The following is a 22,078-nucleotide window of genomic DNA, read 5'->3' as shown; positions in this document are numbered from 1 at the left end:
ACCCGGACCCTGTCCGATATGCGGGGAAAGTTCGGAAGATCGGGTTATCGTGCTGCTGCCCGCCCGCCGCCGGGGGGCCTCCCGTCCGCGCTCGGGGAGAGATGCGATGCTCCAGGCCATCGGGTTGTCCAGCCGCCCCCGGCACGGCCGCCCGCCCGCCGTCCGTGAACTGTCCTTCGAGGCACGGCCGGGCCAGGTCACCGCTCTCCTCGGCCCCGGGGGCGCGGGCAAGTCCACCGTGCTGCGCCTGCTGCTGGGGCTCGAACCGGGCCGGGGCGTCACCTGTTTCCAGGGCGGCCCCCTCGACCGCGCGGCCCTCCCCGCCCGCGAAGTGGGGGCGCTCCTCGGCGATGTGCCCGGCCACCCCGCCCGGACGGTGCGCGGACAGCTCCGGATGCTCGGCGCCGCTGTCGGGGCGCCGCCGGGCCGCGCCGACGAGGTGCTCCGCGCCGTCGGCCTCGCCGCCCTCGCCGACCGGCGGCTCGACGCCCTCTCCCTCGGCATGGACCGCAGACTCGGCATCGGCTGCGCACTGCTCGCGGACCCCCGGACGCTCCTCCTGGACGAGCCCTTCCGCGGCCTTCCCCCCGGGGAGCGCGCCTGGTGGTACGGACTGCTGCGGGCACACGCCGGGCGCGGGGGAACGGTGCTGTGCACCACCGCCGAGCCGAAGGAGGCGGCCCGGTTCGCCGACCGGGTGCTCGCCATCGACGCGGGCCGCCTCGTCGCCGACCAGGACGCCGCCGTGTTCTCCCGCGCCAGACTGCGCCCCCGGGTCGCCGTCCGCACCCCGCACGCCGCCCGGCTCGCCGAACTGATCCACCGCGAGGCGCGCGCCGGGCGGCGCGGGGTGGAGGCCGTCGCCGAGGGGGGCGGGCTGCTCTCCGTCTACGGAAGCAGTTGTGCCGAGGTCGGGGAGACGGCGTTCCGGCACCGCGTGCTGCTCCACCGCCTCGCCGAGGAGACCGGGGACGCCCCACCGGCGTGCGCCGCCCCAGCCGCGGCCCCCCTCCCGCCCCGGGCGCCGGAGACCCCCCGGCCCGCGCCCGCGTCGGCCGACGGCCGGGCCCCGGCCCCCTCCGTGGCCGCGCCGTCCGCTGCCGCCGACGCTTCCCCCGCACCGGCCGACGGCCCGGACCCCTCCGCGCCCGCTGCCGCCGCTGGGCCCGCGGCGGCGACAGCGGGCCTGAGCCCCGCCCTCGACGCTCCCGCCGCACCGGCCGAGGGCCCGGACCCATTCGCCCCCGTCCTCGACGCCCCTCCCGCGCGGGTCGCCGCCGACAGCGCCCGTACCGGGGGACCCGGTGACGGTGGCGGCCCGCCCGGCCCACCCCGGCGGAGTGCCCCGGGGAGCGCCGTGCCGAGCACCCGGCGCGGCCTCCGGTGGGCCGCCCGCCGGAGCGGCCGCCCAGGCGCCCGGACCGCCCGTCCGGCAGGACGGGGGCCGGGGCCGCTGGTGCACGGCCCGGTACGCCCCGTGCGGTACGAGGTGCTGAGGATGTTCGGGGTGCGGACGGTGCCCCTGGTGATGGCAGGCGGTGTACTCGCCTCGCTGCTGCTGTGCGTCCTGCTGGGCCGGTCCCGGGCCACACCCCCGGCCCTGGCACTCGCCGGGTGGCCCGCCACCCTGCCGCTGCCGCCCGCCGTCCTCGCCGCCGGGCTGATCGGAGCGCTCTCCTTCGGCGACGAGCACCGCTTCCCCGCGCTGGCGCCCCTGCGCGGCCCGCTCTCCCGGCGGCTCGCACTCCTCGCCGCCAAGCTGCTCGTGACCGGGGGCGCCGCCGTCCTGACCGCGCTGCTCGCCCTCGCCGCCGCCATTCCCGCGCTGGCGCTGGTCTACGGCGTCGGCACAGAGGTGCTTCCGGCGCCGGGGGACCGGGCCGCCCTCCTCGTCGGCTGGTGCGCCCTGGCCGTCGGCAGCGCCTGGGCCGGGCTGCTCGGGGCGGGGATCGGCCGGGTCACGGCGGCCGGGTTCGCGGCCGTGCTCGCCGTCCCGGTGGTCGTCGTCCCCCTGGTCCGGGACCTGGTCGATGTCCCCGGCGGCTCCGGAGCCCCCGGAGCCCCCGGGGACGCCGGGCCGCGCTCGGCGGCGGGCCTGCCCGGCAGGCTCCATGACCTGTCCCGCACGGCGCTCCCGGAACGGGCGGACGACTGGCTGACGTCCGGAACACGTCTGTTCGCCCAACCCGTGGGCGTCGCACTGATGTTGTCGCTCGCCGTTCTGATCTGCGCTTATATGGTCAGCGACGGCCGCCGTGAGGCCCCTCGGCGCCCCTGAGCGGGCCGGGTGCGCCGATCTGGTCATCACGCGGTGGAGACTGCCCGATTCTTTGCGATAAGTCGTCAATTGTGGGGGAAGCGCCGATCACCCTTTCGTGTGCTTTTCACCAAAGACCTCAAGGGCCGTGTGAGCCGGGCCGACAAAGGATGCGTGAGTACCCTTGCGCACACCATGATGACCGCCGCCCGCCCCACCGATTCCGGCCTCGCCGGTCCGGGCGAACTCGATCGATACCCCTACCCGGAGTCGCCCGGAGGCGACCGGGTGGGACCTCCCGCGTGGGAGGGGTCCGATACGGAGCTGGGCCGGGTCGGCCGCCGCGCCGCGGGCAGCCGGGGCCGCGGCCTCCACGGCCAACTGGTCCAGCAGCTCGGCCAGATGATCGTCTCGGGCGATCTCGGCGCCGACCGGCCACTCGTTCCCGAGGAGATCGGCCAGCGCTTCGAGGTCTCCCGCACCGTCGTGCGTGAATCCCTGCGTGTACTGGAGGCCAAGGGCCTGGTCAGCGCCCGCCCCAACGTCGGCACCCGGGTCCGTCCGGTGAGCGACTGGAATCTGCTGGACCCCGACATCATCGAATGGCGGGCCTTCGGTCCGCAGCGCGACGACCAGCGGCGCGAGCTGTGCGAGCTGCGCTGGACGATCGAACCGCTCGCCGCCCGGCTCGCCGCCGGGCACGGCCGCGAGGACATCCAGCAGCGGCTCGGCGACATGGTCGAGATCATGGGCCACTCCCTGGCCCAGGGCGACGGGATCACCTTCTCGCGCGCCGACGCCGAGTTCCACACCCTGCTGATCCAGCTCGCGGGCAACCGGATGCTGGAGCACCTGTCCGGCATCGTCTCCGCCGCCCTCCAGGTCTCCGGCGGGCCGGTCACCGGATGCGAACGCCCCCACGAGACCTCCCTGGCCCATCACGCGCGGATCGTCGACGCCCTCGCCGCGGGCGACGCGCACGCGGCCGAGTCCGCCATGCGACAGCTCCTGACCGTGCACCCGGAGGTGGAGCGGGTCGTCCCCGCGCCCCGCGAGCACTGAGTCCCGGGCCCCGGCGCGCGGCCGGGGGCGTCGAGGCGCGCACGCCGAGTGTCGCCGGGCACCCTGGGGGTCCGGCGGCACGGATGGGTGCGACATTTGGGTGTGGAATATCCACTCTGTCCGATTAGTGCCCGATGGGGTGTGACTCGGGCCACGTGGATTGGGCGTAACACTCCTCGAAACAGTGCGATGACCTAAGAGGTGACAGCCGAGGAGGGAATACGGCAGCCGTTTTCGGCGCTGTTCATGTTCCAGCCACGGTTCCGCCCCGCGCCACCGGCATCCGAAGCCCGGTGGTCGTCGGCTCCGGCCCGATCATGGGCGGAGCCGGAAGCCGTTTCCATCGTTCCGAGAGGTTGTTCGTGTCGGCCAGCACATCCCGTACGCTCCCGCCGGAGATCGCCGAGTCCGAGTCTGTGATGGCGCTCATCGAGCGGGGAAAGGCTGATGGGCAGATCGCCGGCGATGACGTGCGTCGCGCCTTCGAGGCCGACCAGATTCCGCCAACCCAGTGGAAGAATGTTCTGCGCAGCCTCAACCAGATCCTTGAGGAAGAGGGGGTGACGCTGATGGTCAGTGCCGCAGAGTCCCCCAAGCGGACCCGAAAGAGCGTCGCCGCGAAGAGCACGGCCAAGCGCACCACTACCAGGACCGTCGCCGCCAGGACGACGACCACCACGAAGACGGTCGCGGCCAGCACCGCCCCGGCCGCCGACGCCGCCGCGGGCGAGGACGGCACCGCGCCCGCCAAGAAGGCCGCCGCGAAGAAGACGGCCGCCAAGAAGACCGCGGTGAAGAAGACCGTCGCCAAGAAGGCGACGGCCAAGAAGACCGCGTCCAAGAAGGACCTCGACGAGCCCATCGAGGGCGAGGAACTGCTCGACGACGTCCAGCCCGGTGGCAAGGACGAGGACGAGGCCGAGGGCGAGAGCAAGGGTTTCGTCCTGTCCGACGAGGACGAGGACGACGCCCCCGCGCAGCAGGTCGCGGTGGCCGGTGCCACGGCCGACCCGGTCAAGGACTATCTGAAGCAGATCGGCAAGGTCCCCCTCCTCAACGCCGAGCAGGAGGTCGAACTCGCCAAGCGCATCGAGGCCGGTCTCTTCGCCGAGGACAAGCTCGCCAACGCGGACAAGCTGGCGCCGAAGCTCAAGCGCGAGCTGGAGATCATCGCCGAGGACGGCCGCCGCGCCAAGAACCACCTGCTGGAGGCCAACCTCCGACTGGTGGTCTCGCTGGCCAAGCGGTACACCGGCCGCGGCATGCTCTTCCTGGACCTGATCCAGGAGGGCAACCTCGGTCTGATCCGCGCCGTCGAGAAGTTCGACTACACCAAGGGCTACAAGTTCTCCACGTACGCCACCTGGTGGATTCGCCAGGCCATCACCCGCGCGATGGCCGACCAGGCCCGCACCATCCGTATCCCGGTGCACATGGTCGAGGTCATCAACAAGCTCGCCCGGGTGCAGCGCCAGATGCTCCAGGACCTGGGCCGCGAGCCCACCCCGGAGGAGCTGGCCAAGGAACTCGACATGACCCCGGAGAAGGTCATCGAGGTCCAGAAGTACGGCCGTGAGCCGATCTCGCTGCACACCCCGCTCGGCGAGGACGGCGACAGCGAGTTCGGTGACCTGATCGAGGACTCCGAGGCGGTCGTCCCCGCGGACGCCGTGAGCTTCACCCTCCTCCAGGAGCAGCTCCACTCGGTGCTCGACACCCTGTCCGAGCGTGAGGCGGGCGTGGTCTCCATGCGCTTCGGCCTCACCGACGGCCAGCCGAAGACCCTGGACGAGATCGGCAAGGTGTACGGGGTCACCCGTGAGCGCATCCGCCAGATCGAGTCCAAGACCATGTCCAAGCTGCGCCACCCGTCCCGTTCCCAGGTGCTGCGGGACTACCTCGACTAAAGGACCGCCCCTCGTGTCGTGCGTGCGACGCGTGTCGAAGGCGTGACGAAGGCCCGGATCGCGTGAGGAATCCGGGCCTTCGTCGTGTCCGGGGGTGCGGATGACGCTGTACTGAATGACTCTGAGTGCACTTGTCATTGCCAAGAGTCAGGAGAACTGATGCGCCGTCCTCTCGTCCGAGCCCTGGCCGGGGCGCTGGCCCTGCTGCCCGCGGGCCTGGTGGCCCCGCTGGCCGTGCCCGCCCCCGCGGCGGCCGACAGCGTCGTCGTGGGCGGCCGGCCGGTACGGACCGCGGAGAGCCCCTGGGTGGTCGCCCTGTCCAGCCGTGACCGGTTCGGGGGAACCCGCGGGGGCCAGTTCTGCGGCGGGGTCGTGGTGGCGCCGGACCGGGTGATGACGGCCGCCCACTGTCTGAGCCGGGCGGTGCTGGGCGAGGAGGTGCGGGACGTGCCGGATCTGCGGATCATCTCCGGCCGTACGGAGCTGACGGGCTCCGGCGGGGTGGAGGTCGCGGTCACGGACACCTGGGTCTCACCGCAGTACGACCCCGTCACCAACAGTGCCGACCTGGCGCTGCTGACCCTGGCGGACCCGCTGCCCGCGTCCAGGGTCATCACCGTGGCGCCGGTCGGTGACCCCGCGTACACCCCCGGTACGACGGCGTCCGTATACGGCTGGGGCGATACGACGGGGGAGGGGGCGTACGCGACCTCACTGCGGGCGGCCCAGGTGAGCGTGTTGTCGGACACCACCTGTCACCGGGCCTATCCCGGTGGGCTCGACGGCCGTTACATCGCCGCGACGATGCTCTGCGCGGGAGACTCCCGGGGCGGGCGGGACGCGTGCCAGGGGGACAGCGGCGGTCCCCTGGTGGCGAAGGGCAGGCTCATCGGCCTGGTCTCCTGGGGCAGCGGCTGCGGCCTCGCGCAGAGCCCCGGGGTCTATACGCGGGTCTCGGCGGTGGAGCTGCCCCACGGGGCCGTCAGGGGCGCTCAGGAGGCCACGAGGGTCTGACTCCCCGCTCCCGGGGTGCCCGCCCTCGCCGGAGCGCTCTCCACGGCCCTGGAGGGGGTGTGCGGCCCGGACGGCGGTGACCCGGCCCCCAGGGCTCCGGGACCTACCGCGCGGGCCCTGACGCCCGGCGTGGGGCGTTCCGGGACACGAGCGGGCGACCGCCTCGGGAGACGGTCGCCCGTGTGCCGGTCCTCGACCGGCCATCGCTCGTCGTGGATGCGAGGCGTCAGTGGTCCTCGTGACCGGCTCCGGCCGGGACGGCCGTCAGTCGGTCGGTCTCATCCTGTATTTCCGCGGCGATCTTCTTGAGTTCCGGCTCGAACTTGCGCCCGTGGTGGGCACAGAAGAGCAGCTCACCGCCGCTGGTCAGGACGACGCGCAGATACGCCTGGGCGCCGCAGCGGTCGCACCTGTCAGCGGCCGTCAGCGGGCTCGCGGGGGTCAGAACAGTAGTCACGTCGCCTCTTCTCTAGCTCGACGAGCTGTCGTACCAGGGTCAACATCCAACCAGTCCCAAATCGTTCCCGCTCGGGACTTATTCCTTGAAGATTTCTCCCCAAGGGGGCCGGCTGCTTCCGGGTGGCGGCGAATGGGCCGTATTGCTGGGCTTTACGGGTTTCGCGTTGCTTGTCTTGTTGGGGCCCTCCCGGCTGGCTTGCCGGTTGTTCTTGAGGACGTGCCCGGAGCCTAAATGGTTCATGCGCCGAAGGGAACGTGATGTTCGCGTCACTCCATCGAGGTATCGAACAAGCATGCGACGCTGGACTAGCATGGAGAATCAACCAGGGTGGCGTGACAACGGCTCTACCAGGGCTCGGTACCCTCTCACCGGGCGACCGACGCCGGGCCCTACCCCACCGGGCCACATCTGAAATTCAGCGAGGAGCGAACCGCGTGACCGCCGAAACGTCTGTGCCGTCGACAACACTGCTGACCGCAGAGCGTGACGGTTCCAACTACACCGCGCGGCACCTGCTCGTCCTTGAGGGCCTGGAAGCGGTCCGCAAGCGCCCCGGTATGTACATCGGATCGACCGACAGCCGCGGTCTGATGCACTGCCTCTGGGAAATCATCGACAACTCCGTCGACGAGGCGCTGGGCGGCTACTGCGACCACATCGAGGTGATCCTGCACGACGACGGCTCCGTCGAGGTGCGGGACAACGGCCGCGGCATCCCGGTGGACGTGGAGCCCAAGACGGGTCTCTCCGGCGTCGAGGTCGTGATGACCAAGCTGCACGCCGGAGGAAAGTTCGGCGGCGGCTCCTACGCCGCGTCCGGCGGTCTCCACGGCGTCGGCGCCTCCGTGGTCAACGCCCTCTCCGCCCGCCTCGACGTCGAGGTCGACCGGAACGGCTCCACGCACGCGATCAGCTTCCGCCGCGGTGTCCCCGGCATCTTCACCGAGCAGGGCCCCGACGCCCCGTTCGACCCGGCGAACGGACTGCGCAAGGGCAAGCGGGTGCCCAAGACGCGCACCGGCACCCGCGTGCGGTACTGGACGGACCGGCAGATCTTCCTCAAGGAGGCCAGGCTCGCCCTGGAGACCCTGCACCAGCGGGCCCGGCAGACCGCGTTCCTGGTGCCCGGTCTCACCATCGTGGTACGGGATGAGCGCGACCTCGCGGGCGAGGGCAAGAGCCAGGAGATCTTCCGCTTCGACGGCGGCATCAGCGAGTTCTGCGAGTACCTGGCGCAGGACAAGGCCGTCTGCGACGTGCTGCGGCTGACCGGCCAGGGCACCTTCAAGGAGACCGTCCCCGTCCTGGACGACCGCGGCCATATGACCCCGACCGAGGTCACCCGGGAGCTGGGCGTCGACATCGCCCTGCGCTGGGGCACCGGCTACGACACCGCCGTCCGGTCCTTCGTCAACATCATCGCCACCCCCAAGGGGGGCACCCACGTCACCGGCTTCGAGCGCTCCGTCACCAAGACGGTCAACGAGGTACTGCGCTCGGCCAAGCTGCTGCGGGTCGCCGAGGACGACATCGTCAAGGACGACGCCCTGGAGGGGCTGACCGCCGTCGTCACCGTACGGCTCGCGGAGCCGCAGTTCGAGGGGCAGACCAAGGAGGTGCTGGGCACGTCGGCGGCCAACCGGATCGTGTCCAACGTCGTCGCCCGCGAGCTGAAGGCGTTCCTCACCTCCACCAAGCGCGACGCGAAGGCCCAGGCCCGCGCCGTGCTGGAGAAGGCCGTCGCCGCCGCGCGCACCCGGATCGCCGCCCGTCAGCACAAGGAGGCGCAGCGCCGCAAGACGGCCCTGGAGACCTCGTCCCTCCCCGCCAAGCTGGCCGACTGCCGCAGCGACGACGTCGAGCGCAGCGAGCTGTTCATCGTCGAGGGGGACTCCGCGCTCGGCACCGCCAAGCTCGCGCGCAACAGCGAGTTCCAGGCGCTACTGCCGATCCGCGGCAAGATCCTGAACGTTCAGAAGTCGTCCGTGTCCGACATGCTGAAGAACGCCGAGTGCGGAGCGATCATCCAGGTCATAGGTGCCGGGTCCGGCCGGACCTTCGACCTCGACGCCGCGCGCTACGGCAAGATCGTGCTGCTGGTCGACGCCGATGTCGACGGCGCACACATCCGCTGTCTGCTGCTCACCCTCTTCCAGCGCTACATGCGCCCGATGGTGGAGGCGGGCCGGGTCTTCGCGGCCGTGCCGCCGCTGCACCGGATCGAGCTGGTCCAGCCCAAGAAGGGCCAGGACAAGTACGTCTACACCTACTCGGACAACGAACTCCGCCAGACCCTGCTGGAGTTCCAGCGCAAGGGTGTGCGGTACAAGGACTCCATCCAGCGCTACAAGGGTCTCGGTGAGATGGACGCCGACCAGCTCGCGGAGACGACGATGGACCCCCGCCACCGCACCCTGCGCCGGATCAACATCGGTGATCTGGACGCCGCCGAGCAGGTCTTCGATCTGCTGATGGGCAACGAGGTGGCGCCCCGCAAGGAGTTCATCACCAGCTCGGCCGCCACGCTGGACCGCTCCCGTATCGACGCCTGACGGGCCCGGCCGCGGCCTCCCGCCTTCCGGTCCACGGGCCGGGGCGGGAGGGCTCAGGCCACCGGCCGCGGGCGGTGGGCGGGGCTCAGGGCCGGGCCGACCAGAGGTAGCGGTGCTCGGGGCGGCCCGTCTCGCCGTACTTGAGGCTGAGCCGCACCCGGCCCGTCCGTTCCAGCAGCTTGAGATAGCGCTGCGCGGTCTGCCGGCTGACCCCCGCGCGCTCCGCGATGAGCTGTGTGGAGAGCGGGCCCTCGGCCGTCAGCAGCACCTGGCGGACCACTTCGGCGGTGGTCGGGGAGTGGCCCTTGGGCAGGTCCGGGGCGGCGGCCCCGGCCGAGAGGGCCCCGAAGATCCGGTCCACCTCGGCCTGTTCGGCCTCGCCCCCGCCGCCGAGGGTGCGGCGCAGCCCCGCGTACGCCTCCAGCTTGGTCCGCAGTCCGGCGAAGTTGAACGGCTTCACCAGGTACTGGAGGGCGCCGTGGCGCATGGCCGCCTGCACGGTGGCCACGTCACGGGCGGCCGTCACCATGATCACGTCGGTCTGGTGGCCGAGTCTGCGCAGCTCGCGGACGACCGCCAGGCCGTTGCCGTCCGGCAGATAGTGGTCCATGAGGACGAGGTCGGCGGGGGAGTCGGCGATCCGGGCCAGTGCCTCGGCGGCCGAGTGGGCCTCGGCGCTGACCCGGAAGCCGGGCACCTTGGCGACATAGGCGGCGTTGATCCCCGCGACCCTGATGTCGTCGTCGACCACCAGGACGTCGATCATGCCCTCCGGCGCCGGACGCCCCGGCGGTCCGCCCGCGCCGGTGGGGTCCGTGGCGGGGGTGCCGACCCTGCCGTTGCCGACCGTGCTGCCGTTCGTCATCGTGCCTCCGCCGCGGTCGCGGTCTTCGGCTCATGGGCCGTCGTGCCGTCCGGGGAGCCCTCGTGGCCCTCGTCCGTCGGTGTCCCGTCCGTCAGCGCCTCGGGTGCCAGGGCCTCGGGCAGGACCACGACGAACTCGGCGCCGCCGCCCTCGGCCTCGCGCACCAGGGCGCTGCCGCCCTGCCGCTCGGCGAGTCTGCGCACCAGGGCGAGGCCCAGCCCGCGCTTGCCGTGCGCGGGCAGCTCCTTGGTGGTCCAGCCCTCGGTGAAGATCTGCTCGCGCTGCTCCGGCGGGACCCCGGGGCCGGTGTCGGCGACCCGCAGTACCGCCGTGCGGCCCTCGGACGACAGCTCGACCTCGATCCCCGGCTCCGCCGATCCGGCCGCCGCGTCCATCGCGTTGTCGACGAGGTTGCCCAGGACCGTGACCAGCCCGCGCGGGTCCACGACCCGGTCGGGGAGCAGGGTGCCCGGCGCGATCCGCAGTGAGACACCGCGCTCGGCGGCCACCGTCGCCTTGCCGACGAGCAGGGAGGCCAGCAGCGGGTCGTGGATCTTCTCGGTGACCTGTTCGGCGGTGGCCCGGTGCACCCCGACCACCTCGGTGACGAAGGAGACCGCCTCGTCGTGCATCTCCAGCTCCAGCAGGCCGAGCAGGGTGTGCATCCGGTTGGCGTGCTCGTGGTCCTGGGCGCGCAGGGCGTCGATGAGCCCGCGGGTGGAGTCCAGCTCCCGGCCGAGCCGTTCCAGTTCGGTGCGGTCGCGCAGGGTGGCGACGGCGCCGCCGTCGTCGGTCGGCATCCGGTTGGTGATCAGCACCCGGTGGCCGCGCACGGCGAGCAGGTCCTCGCCGGTGACCCGGCCCGCCAGGACATCGGCGGTGCGGCCCGCGCCCAGCACCTCGTCGAGGGGCAGTCCGCGGCCGTCGGACTCCAGTCCCAGGAGGCGCTGGGCCTCGTCGTTCATCAGCCGGATCCGGCCGGTCGCGTCGAGCGCCACGACACCTTCACGGATGCCGTGCAGCATGGCCTCGCGCTCCGCCAGCAGGGCGGAGATATCGGAGAAGGCCAGGTCATGGGTTTGGCGCTGGAGCCGGCGGGAGATCAGATAGGCGGCGATCGCCCCGGCGGCCAGCGCGCCGCCCGCGTACAGGAGCATCCCGGGGATGGCGGAGAACAGACGGTCCCGGACGCTGTCGTACTCGATGCCGACGGAGACCGCGCCGATGATCCGTCCCGCGTCGTCCCGGAGCGGGACCTTGCCCCGGGCGGAGCGGCCCAGGGTGCCGTCGTCGATCTCCATGACCTCCCGGCCCGCGAGGGCGGCGCTGGGGTCGGTGGAGACCAGCCGTCCGATCTGCTCGGGGGAGGTGTGGGACCAGCGCACCCCGGTCATGTCCATGATCACGACATATTCGGCGCCGGTGGTCCGGCGAATCCGCTCGGCCTCCGTCTGGACCGGGCCGGTGGCGGTGGGCCGGGTGGTGGCGAGCCCGTCGGCGACCTGGGGGGAGGCGGCGGTCTGGGCGATGGCCAGGGCCCTGCGCATGGCCTGGTCGTCGAGTTGCGCGGAGAGCGGCGCCAGGAAGAAGCCGGTGGCCAGCACGGTCACACCGGTGGCGATGGCGAGCTGCATCAGCAGGACCTGGGAGAAGACCCGCTGGGGCCAGCCGATCCGCCGACGGCGGGGCGGTGCGGTCGGTTCCGGGCTCATGTCTATGAACGGTAAACGGACAGGGGTGCTTTCCGAAATCCGCCCCTGTGCCGGGCCCGGGGCGGAGCGGGCGGCCCCGCGACGCCGGTGATCTGCCCGGATGCCGGCCCGGGCCCGGTGGCTCCGGAGGCCGGGCCCGCGTGCCGGACGGGTCCGCCGCCGTACAGCCGCCCCGCCCGGGGTGGCTGTACGGAACGGTCCGGTCCGGGTGTGCCGTCCCGGTGGCCCCCACCGGCTCTGGCCGGGGAGCGCCGTCGGGACGGCGTCGGCGTCGTCCGCCCGGTGCGGGCGATCGCGGGGCGGAGAGGGCCCTGCGGTGGAGCGCTCCCCTCGCGCCGCACCGGGGATCGGGGGCACCTCCCTGTGCCCGCCAGGCCGGGGGAGGGGAGCGCGCAGGGCGCCGCCGACCGGACGGGACGGTGACGGCGCGGCCTGGAGCGGGCGGGCTCCCCAGCCCGTCGGCGGTGCCCGTGGGACCTGTGTGACCTTGCCCGGATGCCGCCGGGCCCCGGGTTCGCGCCCCGAGTCGGGTGTGACGGGTCCCTCCGGCGTGTTCCCGCCGTACGGGTATGCCGGGCTCAGGCCCGCCGCAGGGATACGCCGGGCCTCAGTGCTCCGGCTCGGGCAGCGGGCGCGGTGGGCGGGGCCCCGTGTACTGCCCGCTGGGGCGCAGCCGCAGGGGGCGTTCCTCGTACTCCTCCAGGGCGTGGGCGATCCACCCCGCCGTGCGCGCCACCGCGAACACGGTCTCACCGGCCTCGGCTGGCATGCCGAAGGAGACCGAGAGCACGCCCAGCGCCAGGTCGACATTGGCGTTCAGCGCCATCTGCCGGGCGGTGACGGCCTCCACCTCGCGGGCCGCCTCCAGTGCCGCGCGGGCCTCGGGAAGGGGCTCCAGGGCGGCGAGGAGCGCCTCGGCGCGGGGGTCGCGGCCCGGGTAGAGCCGGTGTCCGAGGCCGGGCACCCGGCGGCCCGCCCGCAGATGGTCGGCGACGACCGCCGCCGCGCTGCCGCGTTCCAGCACCTCGGTGAGCATCCGGTGGGTGAGGCCGCTGGCGGCGCCGTGCAGCGGCCCGTCCAGGGCGCCGAGCCCGGCCGAGACGACGGCGTAGGGATGGGCACGGGCCGAGGCCGCGACCCGGACGGCGAGCGTCGACGCGGCCAGGTCGTGGTCGGCGAGGAGCGCCAGCGCCAGGTCCAGTACCCGGACCGCCGCCGGACCGGGCTCCGCGGCGGTCAGCCGGGGCCACAGCCGCCGGGCGATCGGTACGGCCCCGTCCGAGGGCCCGCCGGTCTCCGGACCGGCCGCCTCCGCGGCCGTACCCGCCCGTGCCGCGGCCCCGGTCGGCGGCAGGGCCTCCACGAGGGTGGGGATCAGCATCCGGGCGCTGCCGAGGACCGCGTCCCGCCCGAGGTCGAAGCGGACCGGGTCGGTGACGGCGGCGGCGATGGCCGCGACCCGCAGCCGGTCCGTGGAGCCGCTGTTCGCGGGGAGCGCCGCGACCGCGCGCCGGGCCGCCGCGAGCGCGTCGGGCGGGGCGGTGAAACGGACCGAGGGCCGCAGGGTCCCCGTCCAGAGCCACTCCGCGACCGTCTCGTACGGGTACCGGCGGGCCAGCTCGACGGCGTCGACGCCGCGGAACCAGTAGCGGTCCGCGTCGATCAGCGTGAGGCCGGTGCGGATGCGCTGGGTCGGCTCGCCGCCGGACGCGGCCTCCCGGCGGTTGCGGCGCACCAGCGCGTCGACCTCCTGGGGATCGAAGGTGCTGCCCCGGCCGCCGGGGCCGCGGCGGCTGGTGAGCAGTCCCCGGCTGACATACGCGTACAGCGTCGCGGGCTTCACCCCCAGCCGCTCGGCCGCCTCACGGGTGGTCAGCCGCTCCGCCTCGGCCGCGTGATCCGTCATGAGGACACCGTACACACCCCCCATGCATATTGATTCAATCAACATTGACACCTGGAGATTCAAGCATGGACAGTCAAATCAATCTTTGATGGAGGAGGCCGCCATGCAGAGCGCCGAAGGAACGCCGACCACAGGGACGACACCGACCACAGAAGCAACACCGGCCGCCGGAGGTGTCAGGGCCGTGCCGCGCGGGCTCGCGGGTGTCGTCGTCACCGACACCGGGCTGGGGGACGTCCGGGGCCGCGAGGGCTTCTACCACTACCGCCAGTACTCGGCCGTCGAACTGGCCGAGAGCCGGACGTTCGAGGACGTCTGGCACCTGATGTTCCACGGCCGGCTCCCGGACGCCGCCGAAGGGGCCGCCTTCCTCGCGCACACCGCCCGGCTGCGCCGTCTGCCCGACGCGGTACGGGCCGCGCTCCCCGCGATCGCGCACGCCGGGCCGGCCTCCGGGCCCCTCGCCGGGCTGCGCACCGCGCTCTCCCTGCTCGGCGCGGCCACCGGTATGCGCCCCGTGTACGACCTGGACCCGGACGCCCGCCGCGCCGACGCGCTCACCGCCTGCGCCGCCGTCCCCACCCTGCTCACCGCGCTCCACCGGCTGTCCCGCGGCCTGGAGCCGGTCGAGCCGCGCACCGACCTGCCGTACGCCGCCAACTATCTGTACATGCTCAGCGGCACCGAGCCGGAGCCCGCCCGGGCACGGGCGGTCGAGCGCTATCTCGTCTCCACGGTGGACCACGGGTTCAACGCCTCCACCTTCACCGGCCGGGTGATCGCGTCCACCGGCGCCGATGTCGTGGCCGGTCTGACCGGTGCGATCGGCGCGCTCTCGGGACCCCTCCACGGCGGCGCCCCCAGCCGTGCCCTCGACACCCTCGACGCCATCGGCACCCCCGACCGGATTCGCCCCTGGATCACCGAACGGGTCCTCGCGGGAAGCCGCATCATGGGCTTCGGCCACCCCGTCTACCGCACCGAGGACCCCCGCTCCCGGATGCTGCGCTCCGTCGCGGAGGGCTTCGGCGGACCGCTGGTGGAGTTCGCCGTCCAGGTGGAGAAGGAGGTCGTCGCGATCCTCGCCGAGCTGAAGCCGGGGCGCGAGCTGCACACCAACGTGGAGTTCTACGCCGGTGTGGTCATGGAGCTGTGCGGGCTGCCCCGGGAGATGTTCACCCCCACCTTCTGCGCGGCCCGGGTGGTCGGCTGGAGCGCCAATATCCTGGAGCAGGCGGCGGACTCGAAGATCATCCGCCCGGCGGCCCGCTATGTCGGCCCGCCCCCGCCGCAGCCCGTGCCCGCCGTCTGAGAGAGGCCCCAGGTGAGTCCCGTCCCCCCGCCGAGCAAGCAGATCCCCGTCATCGTCCTCGCGGGCTTCCTCGGCTCGGGCAAGACCACCCTGCTCAACCATCTGCTGCGGGCCTGCCGGGGCACCCGCATCGGCGCGATCGTCAACGACTTCGGCTCCATCGAGATCGACGCCATGACGGTCGCGGGCCAGCTCGGCGACTCCACGGTCTCCCTCGGCAACGGCTGTCTGTGCTGCGCCGTCGACGCCTCCGAGCTGGATGTCTTCCTGGAGAAGCTGGCCCGGCCCGCCGCCCGTCTCGATGTGATCGTGATCGAGGCGAGCGGTCTGGCCGAGCCGCGGGAACTGGTGCGGATGGTGCTCGCCGCCGCGAACGAACGGGTGGTGTACGGAGGACTCGTCGAGGTCGTCGACGCGGCCGAGTTCGACGCCACCCGGGAGCGGCACCCCGAGATCGACCGCCATCTGGCCATCGCCGACCTGGTGGTCCTCAACAAGACCGACCGCGTGGACGGGGCCGCGCGGGCCCGGCTGCGCTCCGCGCTGGCCGCGCTCGCCCCCGGGGCCGCGGCCGTGGAGTCGGTGTACGGGAGGGTCGACCCGGAGCTGTTCTTCGACCGCCGACCCGCCGGGGAACGGGTGGGACAGCTCGCCTTCGACGATCTGCTGACGGCGGACGACGCCCATCCCGGAGCCGGGACCTGCGACGGGAGCTGTACGGGGAGCTGCGACGCGGGAGCGGGCCATCCGCACGCGTCCTACGACAGCGTCGCCTTCACCGCCGGGCGGCCCCTGCACCCCCGGCGGCTGCTGGACTTCCTCGACTCCCGGCCCGAGGGGCTCTACCGGATCAAGGGCTTCGTCGACTTCGGCGCGGCCGACCCCCGCAACCGGTACGCCGTCCACGCCGTCGGCCGCTTTCTGCGCTTCCTCCCCGAGCCGTGGCCCGCCGGTGCCGAGCGCCGCACCGACCTCGTCCTCATCGGCTCCGGCATCGACGCCCCCGCCCTGCGGACCGCGCTCGACCGCACCCCGGTCACCGACGACCCCGCGGACCTCCCCGACGAGCGGAGCATGTGGGGCGTCCTGCGCTATGTCGCCGATGTTCCCGATGTTCCCGATGTTCCCGACGCCTCCGGAGCCCCCGGCCCGGCGGCGGCGGAACCGGCCATGGCGGAACCGGCCGCGGAATGGACCGGGGAGTGGACCGGGGAGACCGTGCCCGGCGGCTGACCCCCCGCCCGCCCCGCCCGCGGAAACCGTGGGCGCGGAAACCGCCGGGGCGGGCCCGCGCCGGGGACGGACCCCGACACCGGCCCGCCCCGATGGACGACGTGCGCGGACGAGCGGCTCAGCGCGGCGGGCCCGCCAGGACCGCGACCGCGGAGACCGGCGGCGTACCCGAGCCGTCCCGCCGGGGGTCCTGCTCCGGCAGCTCCGCCGGGACGCCATTGGCCTGCGCCGCCCTGGCCGGGGCCTCGCCCGCCCAGGCGAGGAGCAGCACGTCCTCCCCCTTGAGGAAGCGCTGACAGCGCACCCCGCCGGTGGCCCGCCCCTTGCGCGGGTACTGGTCGAACGGGGTGAGCTTCACCGTCGTGACCGAGTCGTCCAGCGCGCCCGTGGAGCCCGCCGCCGTGAACACCACCGCTTCCGCCGCCGGGTCGACCGCCGTGAACGACAGCACCCGGGCGCCGTCCGCCAGCTTGACGCCCGCCATACCGCCCGCCGCCCGGCCCTGCGGCCGGACCTGGGCCGCCGGGTAGCGCAGGAGCTGTGCGTCGGAGGTGATGAAGACCAGATCCTCCTCGCCGGTGCGCAGCTCGGCCCCGCCGACGATCCGGTCGCCCTCCTTCAGCGAGAAGACCTCCAGCTCGTCCTTGTTGGCCGGATAGTCCGGCACCACCCGCTTGACGACGCCCTGGAGCGTGCCCAGCGCCAGCCCCTGCGAGGACTCGTCCAGCGTGGTGAGGCAGATCACCGTCTCGTCCGCCTCCAGCGACAGGAACTCCGACAGCGGCGCGCCGCCGGACAGCGTCGGCGCGGTGGCCGTCTGCGGGAGCTGCGGCAGATCGATCACCGCGACCCGCAGCAGCCGTCCCGCCGAGGTCACGGCGCCGATGTCGCCGCGTGCGGTGGCCGTGACCGAGGACACGACCAGATCGTGCCGCGCCCGCTTGGGGCCCGGCTCCGGCAGCGGGTCCCCGGTGACCGTCCGCGCCAGCAGCCCGGTGGAGGACAGCAGCACCCGGCAGGGGTCGTCCGCGACCTCCAGGGCGACCGCGGGGGCCGGGACCGCCCCCGACTCCAGCAGGACCGTGCGCCGCTCGGTGCCGAACTTCTTCGCCACCGACGCCAGTTCGCCGGAGACCAGCTTGCGCAGCTCCGCGTCGGACTCCAGGATGCGCGTCAGCGCCGCGATCTCGTCCATGAGCCGGTCGCGCTCGCTCTCCAGCTCGATCCGGTCGAACTTGGTGAGCCGGCGCAGCGGGGTGTCCAGGATGTACTGCGTCTGCACCTCGGAGAGGCCGAAGCGCTCGATCAGCCGCTGCTTCGCCTGCGCCGAGTTCTCGCTGGAGCGGATCAGACGGATCACCTCGTCGATGTCGACGAGCGCGACGAGCAGCCCCTCCACGAGGTGCAGCCGGTCCCTGCGCCTGCCGCGCCGGAACTCGCTGCGGCGGCGGACCACGGTGAAGCGGTGGTCGAGGTAGACCTCCAGCAGCTCCTTCAGCCCCAGCGTGAGCGGCTGGCCGTCCACCAGCGCCACATTGTTGATCCCGAAGGACTCCTCCATGGGGGTCAGCTTGTAGAGCTGCTCCAGGACGGCCTCGGGGACGAAACCGTTCTTGATCTCGATGACCAGCCGCAGTCCGTGGGCACGGTCCGTGAGGTCCTTGACATCGGCGATGCCCTGGAGCTTCTTCGACCCGACCAGATCCTTGATCTTGGAGATCACCTTCTCCGGGCCCACCGAGAACGGCAGCTCCGTGACGACGATCCCCTTGCGGCGGGCCGTCACGTCCTCCACCGACGTGGTGGCGCGGATCTTGAAGGTGCCCCGGCCCGTCTCATAGGCGTCCCTGATGCCCGAGAGGCCCACGACCCTGCCGCCCGTGGGCAGATCGGGACCCGGGACGAAGCGCATCAGCGCCTCCAGGTCCGCGCCCGGGTACCGGATCAGATGCCGCGCGGCGGCGATGACCTCGCCCAGATTGTGCGGCGGCATATTGGTCGCCATGCCGACCGCGATGCCGGACGAGCCATTGACCAGAAGGTTCGGATAGGCCGCCGGGAGGGCCACCGGCTCCTGCTCCTGGCCGTCGTAGTTGGGGGCGAAGTCGACCGTGTCCTCGTCGATGGACTCCGTCATCAGCGAGGTGGCGTCCGCCATCCGGCACTCGGTGTACCGCATCGCCGCGGGCGGGTCGTCATTGCCCAGCGAACCGAAATTCCCGTGCCCGTCGACGAGCGGGACCCGCATCGAGAACGGCTGCGCCATCCGCACCAGGGCGTCGTAGATCGACGCGTCGCCGTGCGGGTGCAGCTTGCCCATGACCTCGCCCACGACCCGGGCGCACTTCACATAGCCGCGGTCGGGGCGCAGGCCCATCTCGTTCATCTGATAGACGATGCGGCGCTGGACCGGCTTCATCCCGTCCCGCGCGTCCGGCAGGGCGCGCGAGTAGATGACGGAGTAGGCGTATTCGAGGAAGGAGCCCTGCATCTCGTCGACGACGTCGATGTCGAGGATCTTCTCCTCGAAATCGGGCTGCGGGGTTTTCGTGCTGCGGCGGGCCATCGAGGCTGCTGCTCCTTCACGACCGGATCGGGAACTGACGCCGACCATTGTGGCCCGTCGCACTGACAACACCGACCGCGACCCGGTGAACGACTTCGGGTGACCCCCCGGGGAGCCCCCGCGGGGCGCGGACCGGCGCGGTGTCCGCCCCGGCGGAGACCGCGCACGGGTGCCGTGCCACGGAAGGACACGGAAGGACACCGGAGGACGCGTAAGGACTTCGCCAGCGGTCGTCCCGCTTGCATACAGTGGCGGTGCTGGGAAAACAACACCCCTTAAGCATCGCGATCGAAGGGACGTACATGCCCATGGGTCACACGGCCACAGCGCGGGCCGGTTCGGGCGGTCTGACAGCGACGGAGCACCGGCTGGCCAATGGCCTGCGCGTGGTGCTCTCCGAGGACCATCTGGCTCCGGTCGCCGCGGTCTGCCTCTGGTACGACGTGGGATCGCGCCACGAGGTCAAGGGCCGTACCGGGCTCGCCCACCTCTTCGAGCACCTCATGTTCCAGGGCTCCAAGCAGGTCCACGGCAACGGCCACTTCGAACTGGTGCAGGGCGCGGGCGGCTCGCTGAACGGCACGACCAGCTTCGAGCGCACGAACTACTTCGAGACCATGCCCGCCCACCAGCTTGAGCTGGCGCTCTGGCTGGAGGCCGACCGCATGGGCTCCCTGCTGGCCGCCCTCGACGACGAGTCGATGGAGAACCAGCGCGACGTGGTCAAGAACGAGCGCCGCCAGCGCTACGACAACGTGCCCTACGGCACCGCGTTCGAGAAGCTGACCGCCCTCGCCTACCCCGAGGGCCACCCGTACCACCACACGCCCATCGGCTCCATGGCCGACCTGGACGCCGCCACGCTGGAGGACGCCCGCGCGTTCTTCCGTACGTACTACGCGCCGAACAACGCGGTGCTCTCGGTCGTCGGCGACATCGACCCGGAGCAGACCCTCGCCTGGGTGGAGAAGTACTTCGGCTCCATCCCCGGCCACGACGGCAAGCCCGCGCCGCGCGACGGCTCCCTCCCGGACGTCATCGGGGAGCAGCTCCGCGAGGTCGTCGAGGAGGACGTGCCCGCGCGCGCCCTGATGGCCGCCTACCGGCTGCCGCACGACGGCACCCGTGAGTGCGACGCCGTCGACCTGGCGCTCACCGTCCTCGGCGGCGGCGAGTCCTCCCGGCTGCACAACCGGCTGGTGCGCCGCGACCGGACGGCCGTGGGGGCCGGCTTCGGCCTGCTGCGGCTGGCCGGGGCGCCCTCCCTGGGCTGGCTGGACGTGAAGATCTCCGGCGGGGTCGAGGTCGGGACGATCGAGGTCGCCGTCGACGAGGAGCTGGCCCGGTTCGCCGCGGACGGCCCCACCCCCGAGGAGATGGAGCGGGCCCAGGCCCAGCTGGAGCGCGAATGGCTGGACCGGCTCTCCACCGTCGCCGGCCGCGCCGACGAACTCTGCCGGTACGCGGTGCTCTTCGGTGACCCGCAGCTCGCGCTCACCGCCGTCGAGCGCATCCTCACGGTCACCGCCGACGAGGTGCGCGAGGCCGCCGCGGCCCGGCTGCGGCCGGACAACCGCGCGGTGCTGGTGTACGAGCCGCTCGCCGCCGAGGCGGCCGGGCAGAGTGACGAGACCGACGAAGAAGGGGCGGGCCAGTGACCGACGCCGAGCCGCTGACCACCATGGAGTTCCACCCCCAGCCGCAGGCGGGCCGGGCCAGGCCGTGGGCCTTCCCCGCGCCCGAGCGCGGCGCGCTGGACAACGGGCTGACGGTGCTGCACTGCCACCGCCCCGGCCAGCAGGTCGTGGCCGTGGAGATCCTGCTCGACGCCCCGCTCGACGCGGAGCCCGAAGGACTCGACGGCATCGCCACGATCATGGCCCGTGCGCTGTCCGAGGGCACCGACAAGCGCTCCGCCGAGGAGTTCGCCGCCGAGCTGGAGCGCTGCGGGGCCACCCTCGACGCGCACGCCGACCACTCCGGTGTACGGATCTCGCTGGAGGTCCCCGCCTCCCGGCTGCCCAAGGGCCTCGGGCTGCTCGCCGAGGCCCTGCGCGCGCCCGCGTTCCTCGACACCGAGATCGAGCGGCTGGTGCGCAACCGGCTGGACGAGATCCCCCACGAGACGGCCAACCCGTCCCGGCGCGCCGCCAAGGAGCTGTACAAGCAGCTCTTCCCGGCCTCGCTGCGGATGTCCCGGCCGCGCCAGGGCAGCGAGGAGACCGTCGCCCGGATCGACTCCACGGCCGTGCGGGCGTTCTTCGAGACCCATGTCCGCCCGGCGACCGCGACCCTGGTCGTCGTCGGCGACTTCACCGGGATCGACCTGGACGCGGTGCTCGCCGACACCCTCGGGGAGTGGACGGGCGAGGCGGGCGCGCTCCGTCCCGTGCCGGCGGTCTCCGCGGACGACGCCGGACGGGTGATCGTCGTGGACCGCCCCGGCGCGGTGCAGACCCAGCTCCTCATCGGCCGGGTGGGCCCGGACCGCCACGACCGTGTCTGGGCGGCCCAGGTGCTCGGCGCGTACTGCCTCGGCGGCACCCTCACCTCACGGCTCGACCGGGTGCTGCGCGAGGAGAAGGGCTACACCTACGGCGTCCGCGCCTTCGGGCAGGTGCTGCGGTCCGCGCCCGACGGCTCGGGCGCCTCGCTGCTCGCCATCAGCGGCTCGGTGGACACCCCCAACACGGGCCCGGCGCTGGAGGACCTGTGGCAGGTGCTGCGGGTGCTGGCCGCCGAGGGGCTGACCGACGCCGAGCGGGACGCCGCCGTGCAGAACCTGGTGGGTGTCGCACCGCTGCGCTACGAGACGGCCGCCTCCGTCGCGGGCACGCTGGCCGACCAGGTCGAGCAGTATCTGCCCGACGACTACCAGGCGCGGCTGTACGCGCGGCTGGCGGAGACGGGGACCGTGGAGGCGACGGCGGCCGTCGTCAGCGCCTTCCCGGTGGACCGGCTGGTCACGGTGCTCGTCGGGGACGCCGCGCAGATCGCGGCGCCCGTGGAGGCGCTGGGCATCGGCAAGGTCACGGTCGTCACGGGCTGACCTCCCGGGCGGCCGGACCCCGTGACCGGCCGTGCGGCGTACGGACGTACGGCGGCCGGACCCCGTGACCGGCCGGACTCCCGTGACCGGCCGTGCGCCCGGCTGTGCGACCGGCTCCGCGACGCGTGGACGGAACCCCGGCGGTGCTCTGACCGCCGGGGTTCCGCTGTACTTGCTCTACAT

At 72.9% G+C, this 22,078-nt stretch carries 14 protein-coding genes; 9 read left to right on the top strand and 5 right to left on the bottom strand.

Translation table 11 applies throughout. The features are described 5' to 3' along the window. The first annotated feature begins 106 nt into the window (after nucleotides 1-106). From CRV15_RS05055 to CRV15_RS05040, 4 genes are all read left to right on the top strand, one after another. Nucleotides 107-2,278 (top strand): ATP-binding cassette domain-containing protein, encoded by a 2,172-nt coding sequence (locus CRV15_RS05055; RefSeq protein ID WP_003962108.1) that lies wholly within the window; start codon nucleotides 107-109, stop codon nucleotides 2,276-2,278. Nucleotides 2,279-2,431: 153 nt separating this feature from the next. Further along, nucleotides 2,432-3,319: a FadR/GntR family transcriptional regulator gene (locus CRV15_RS05050; RefSeq protein ID WP_003956116.1), complete on the top strand. Its 888-nt coding sequence runs from the start codon at nucleotides 2,432-2,434 to the stop codon at nucleotides 3,317-3,319. A 362-nt stretch (nucleotides 3,320-3,681) separates the two neighbouring features. Continuing rightward, nucleotides 3,682-5,226: an RNA polymerase sigma factor gene (locus CRV15_RS05045; protein WP_003956117.1), complete on the top strand. Its 1,545-nt coding sequence runs from the start codon at nucleotides 3,682-3,684 to the stop codon at nucleotides 5,224-5,226. Nucleotides 5,227-5,385: 159 nt separating this feature from the next. Continuing rightward, nucleotides 5,386-6,240 carry a S1 family serine peptidase gene (locus CRV15_RS05040; protein ID WP_003962111.1) on the top strand — a complete coding sequence of 285 codons (855 nt, stop codon included), beginning with the start codon at nucleotides 5,386-5,388 and terminating at the stop codon, nucleotides 6,238-6,240. 226 nt (nucleotides 6,241-6,466) lie between these two features. Here the strand turns inward: CRV15_RS05040 and CRV15_RS05035 are convergent, their stop codons facing one another. Next, the gene (locus CRV15_RS05035) at nucleotides 6,467-6,697 is read right to left on the bottom strand and encodes a DUF7455 domain-containing protein (protein ID WP_003956119.1); all 231 of its coding nucleotides are present in this window, start codon (nucleotides 6,695-6,697) and stop codon (nucleotides 6,467-6,469) included. 437 nt (nucleotides 6,698-7,134) lie between these two features. Here CRV15_RS05035 and CRV15_RS05030 point away from each other — a divergent pair, with 437 nt between their 5' ends. Next, the gene (locus CRV15_RS05030) at nucleotides 7,135-9,252 is read left to right on the top strand and encodes a DNA gyrase/topoisomerase IV subunit B (RefSeq protein ID WP_003956120.1); all 2,118 of its coding nucleotides are present in this window, start codon (nucleotides 7,135-7,137) and stop codon (nucleotides 9,250-9,252) included. An 85-nt stretch (nucleotides 9,253-9,337) separates the two neighbouring features. On the opposite strand, the gene CRV15_RS05025 is transcribed toward CRV15_RS05030, so the two are convergent. The 3 genes from CRV15_RS05025 to CRV15_RS05015 all read right to left on the bottom strand — a co-directional run bounded on the left by CRV15_RS05025 (nucleotide 9,338) and on the right by CRV15_RS05015 (nucleotide 13,735). After that, nucleotides 9,338-10,018: a DUF7342 family protein gene (locus CRV15_RS05025; RefSeq protein ID WP_003956121.1), complete on the bottom strand. Its 681-nt coding sequence runs from the start codon at nucleotides 10,016-10,018 to the stop codon at nucleotides 9,338-9,340. Between the two features lie 95 nt (nucleotides 10,019-10,113). Beyond that, nucleotides 10,114-11,829: a sensor histidine kinase gene (locus CRV15_RS05020; RefSeq protein ID WP_003962114.1), complete on the bottom strand. Its 1,716-nt coding sequence runs from the start codon at nucleotides 11,827-11,829 to the stop codon at nucleotides 10,114-10,116. 607 nt (nucleotides 11,830-12,436) lie between these two features. Then, nucleotides 12,437-13,735 carry a citrate synthase gene (locus CRV15_RS05015; protein WP_029183080.1) on the bottom strand — a complete coding sequence of 433 codons (1,299 nt, stop codon included), beginning with the start codon at nucleotides 13,733-13,735 and terminating at the stop codon, nucleotides 12,437-12,439. A gap of 103 nt (nucleotides 13,736-13,838) precedes the next feature. Between CRV15_RS05015 and CRV15_RS05010 the strand changes: the two genes are divergently transcribed. Together CRV15_RS05010 and CRV15_RS05005 are read left to right on the top strand one after the other, a co-directional pair. After that, on the top strand, nucleotides 13,839-15,047 hold the full coding sequence (locus tag CRV15_RS05010; protein ID WP_003956124.1) for a citrate synthase/methylcitrate synthase: 1,209 nt from the start codon (nucleotides 13,839-13,841) through the stop codon (nucleotides 15,045-15,047). Between the two features lie 12 nt (nucleotides 15,048-15,059). Then, nucleotides 15,060-16,280, top strand: coding sequence for a CobW family GTP-binding protein (locus CRV15_RS05005; protein WP_003956125.1), 1,221 nt, complete (start codon nucleotides 15,060-15,062; stop codon nucleotides 16,278-16,280). A gap of 118 nt (nucleotides 16,281-16,398) precedes the next feature. On the opposite strand, the gene CRV15_RS05000 is transcribed toward CRV15_RS05005, so the two are convergent. Continuing rightward, nucleotides 16,399-18,846 carry a DNA gyrase/topoisomerase IV subunit A gene (locus CRV15_RS05000; protein ID WP_009997751.1) on the bottom strand — a complete coding sequence of 816 codons (2,448 nt, stop codon included), beginning with the start codon at nucleotides 18,844-18,846 and terminating at the stop codon, nucleotides 16,399-16,401. A 302-nt stretch (nucleotides 18,847-19,148) separates the two neighbouring features. On the opposite strand from CRV15_RS05000, the gene CRV15_RS04995 reads away from it, so the two are divergent. Continuing rightward, nucleotides 19,149-20,504 (top strand): M16 family metallopeptidase, encoded by a 1,356-nt coding sequence (locus CRV15_RS04995; RefSeq protein WP_003962117.1) that lies wholly within the window; start codon nucleotides 19,149-19,151, stop codon nucleotides 20,502-20,504. A gap of 23 nt (nucleotides 20,505-20,527) precedes the next feature. After that, nucleotides 20,528-21,895, top strand: a complete 1,368-nt coding sequence (locus CRV15_RS04990) for a M16 family metallopeptidase (protein WP_003962118.1) — start codon at nucleotides 20,528-20,530, stop codon at nucleotides 21,893-21,895. Nucleotides 21,896-22,078: the final 183 nt, after the last annotated feature.

This window comes from Streptomyces clavuligerus, assembly GCF_005519465.1.
GTDB classification, from domain to species: Bacteria; Actinomycetota; Actinomycetes; order Streptomycetales; family Streptomycetaceae; genus Streptomyces; species Streptomyces clavuligerus.
Note: the sequence above shows the minus strand (reverse complement) of the source record. Positions and strands in the feature narration are given on the sequence as shown.

What these genes read in the sequence shown, in the direction of transcription:
- CRV15_RS05055 (WP_003962108.1), top strand. Translation starts at nt 107, where the DNA reads ATGCTCCAGGCCATCGGGTTGTCCAGCCGCCCCCGGCACGGCCGCCCG.
- CRV15_RS05040 (WP_003962111.1), top strand. Translation starts at nt 5,386, where the DNA reads ATGCGCCGTCCTCTCGTCCGAGCCCTGGCCGGGGCGCTGGCCCTGCTG.
- CRV15_RS05025 (WP_003956121.1), bottom strand. Translation starts at nt 10,018, where the DNA reads ATGATCGACGTCCTGGTGGTCGACGACGACATCAGGGTCGCGGGGATC.
- CRV15_RS05020 (WP_003962114.1), bottom strand. Translation starts at nt 11,829, where the DNA reads ATGAGCCCGGAACCGACCGCACCGCCCCGCCGTCGGCGGATCGGCTGG.
- CRV15_RS05015 (WP_029183080.1), bottom strand. Translation starts at nt 13,735, where the DNA reads ATGACGGATCACGCGGCCGAGGCGGAGCGGCTGACCACCCGTGAGGCG.
- CRV15_RS05010 (WP_003956124.1), top strand. Translation starts at nt 13,839, where the DNA reads ATGCAGAGCGCCGAAGGAACGCCGACCACAGGGACGACACCGACCACA.
- CRV15_RS05000 (WP_009997751.1), bottom strand. Translation starts at nt 18,846, where the DNA reads ATGGCCCGCCGCAGCACGAAAACCCCGCAGCCCGATTTCGAGGAGAAG.
- CRV15_RS04995 (WP_003962117.1), top strand. Translation starts at nt 19,149, where the DNA reads ATGCCCATGGGTCACACGGCCACAGCGCGGGCCGGTTCGGGCGGTCTG.
- CRV15_RS04990 (WP_003962118.1), top strand. Translation starts at nt 20,528, where the DNA reads ATGGAGTTCCACCCCCAGCCGCAGGCGGGCCGGGCCAGGCCGTGGGCC.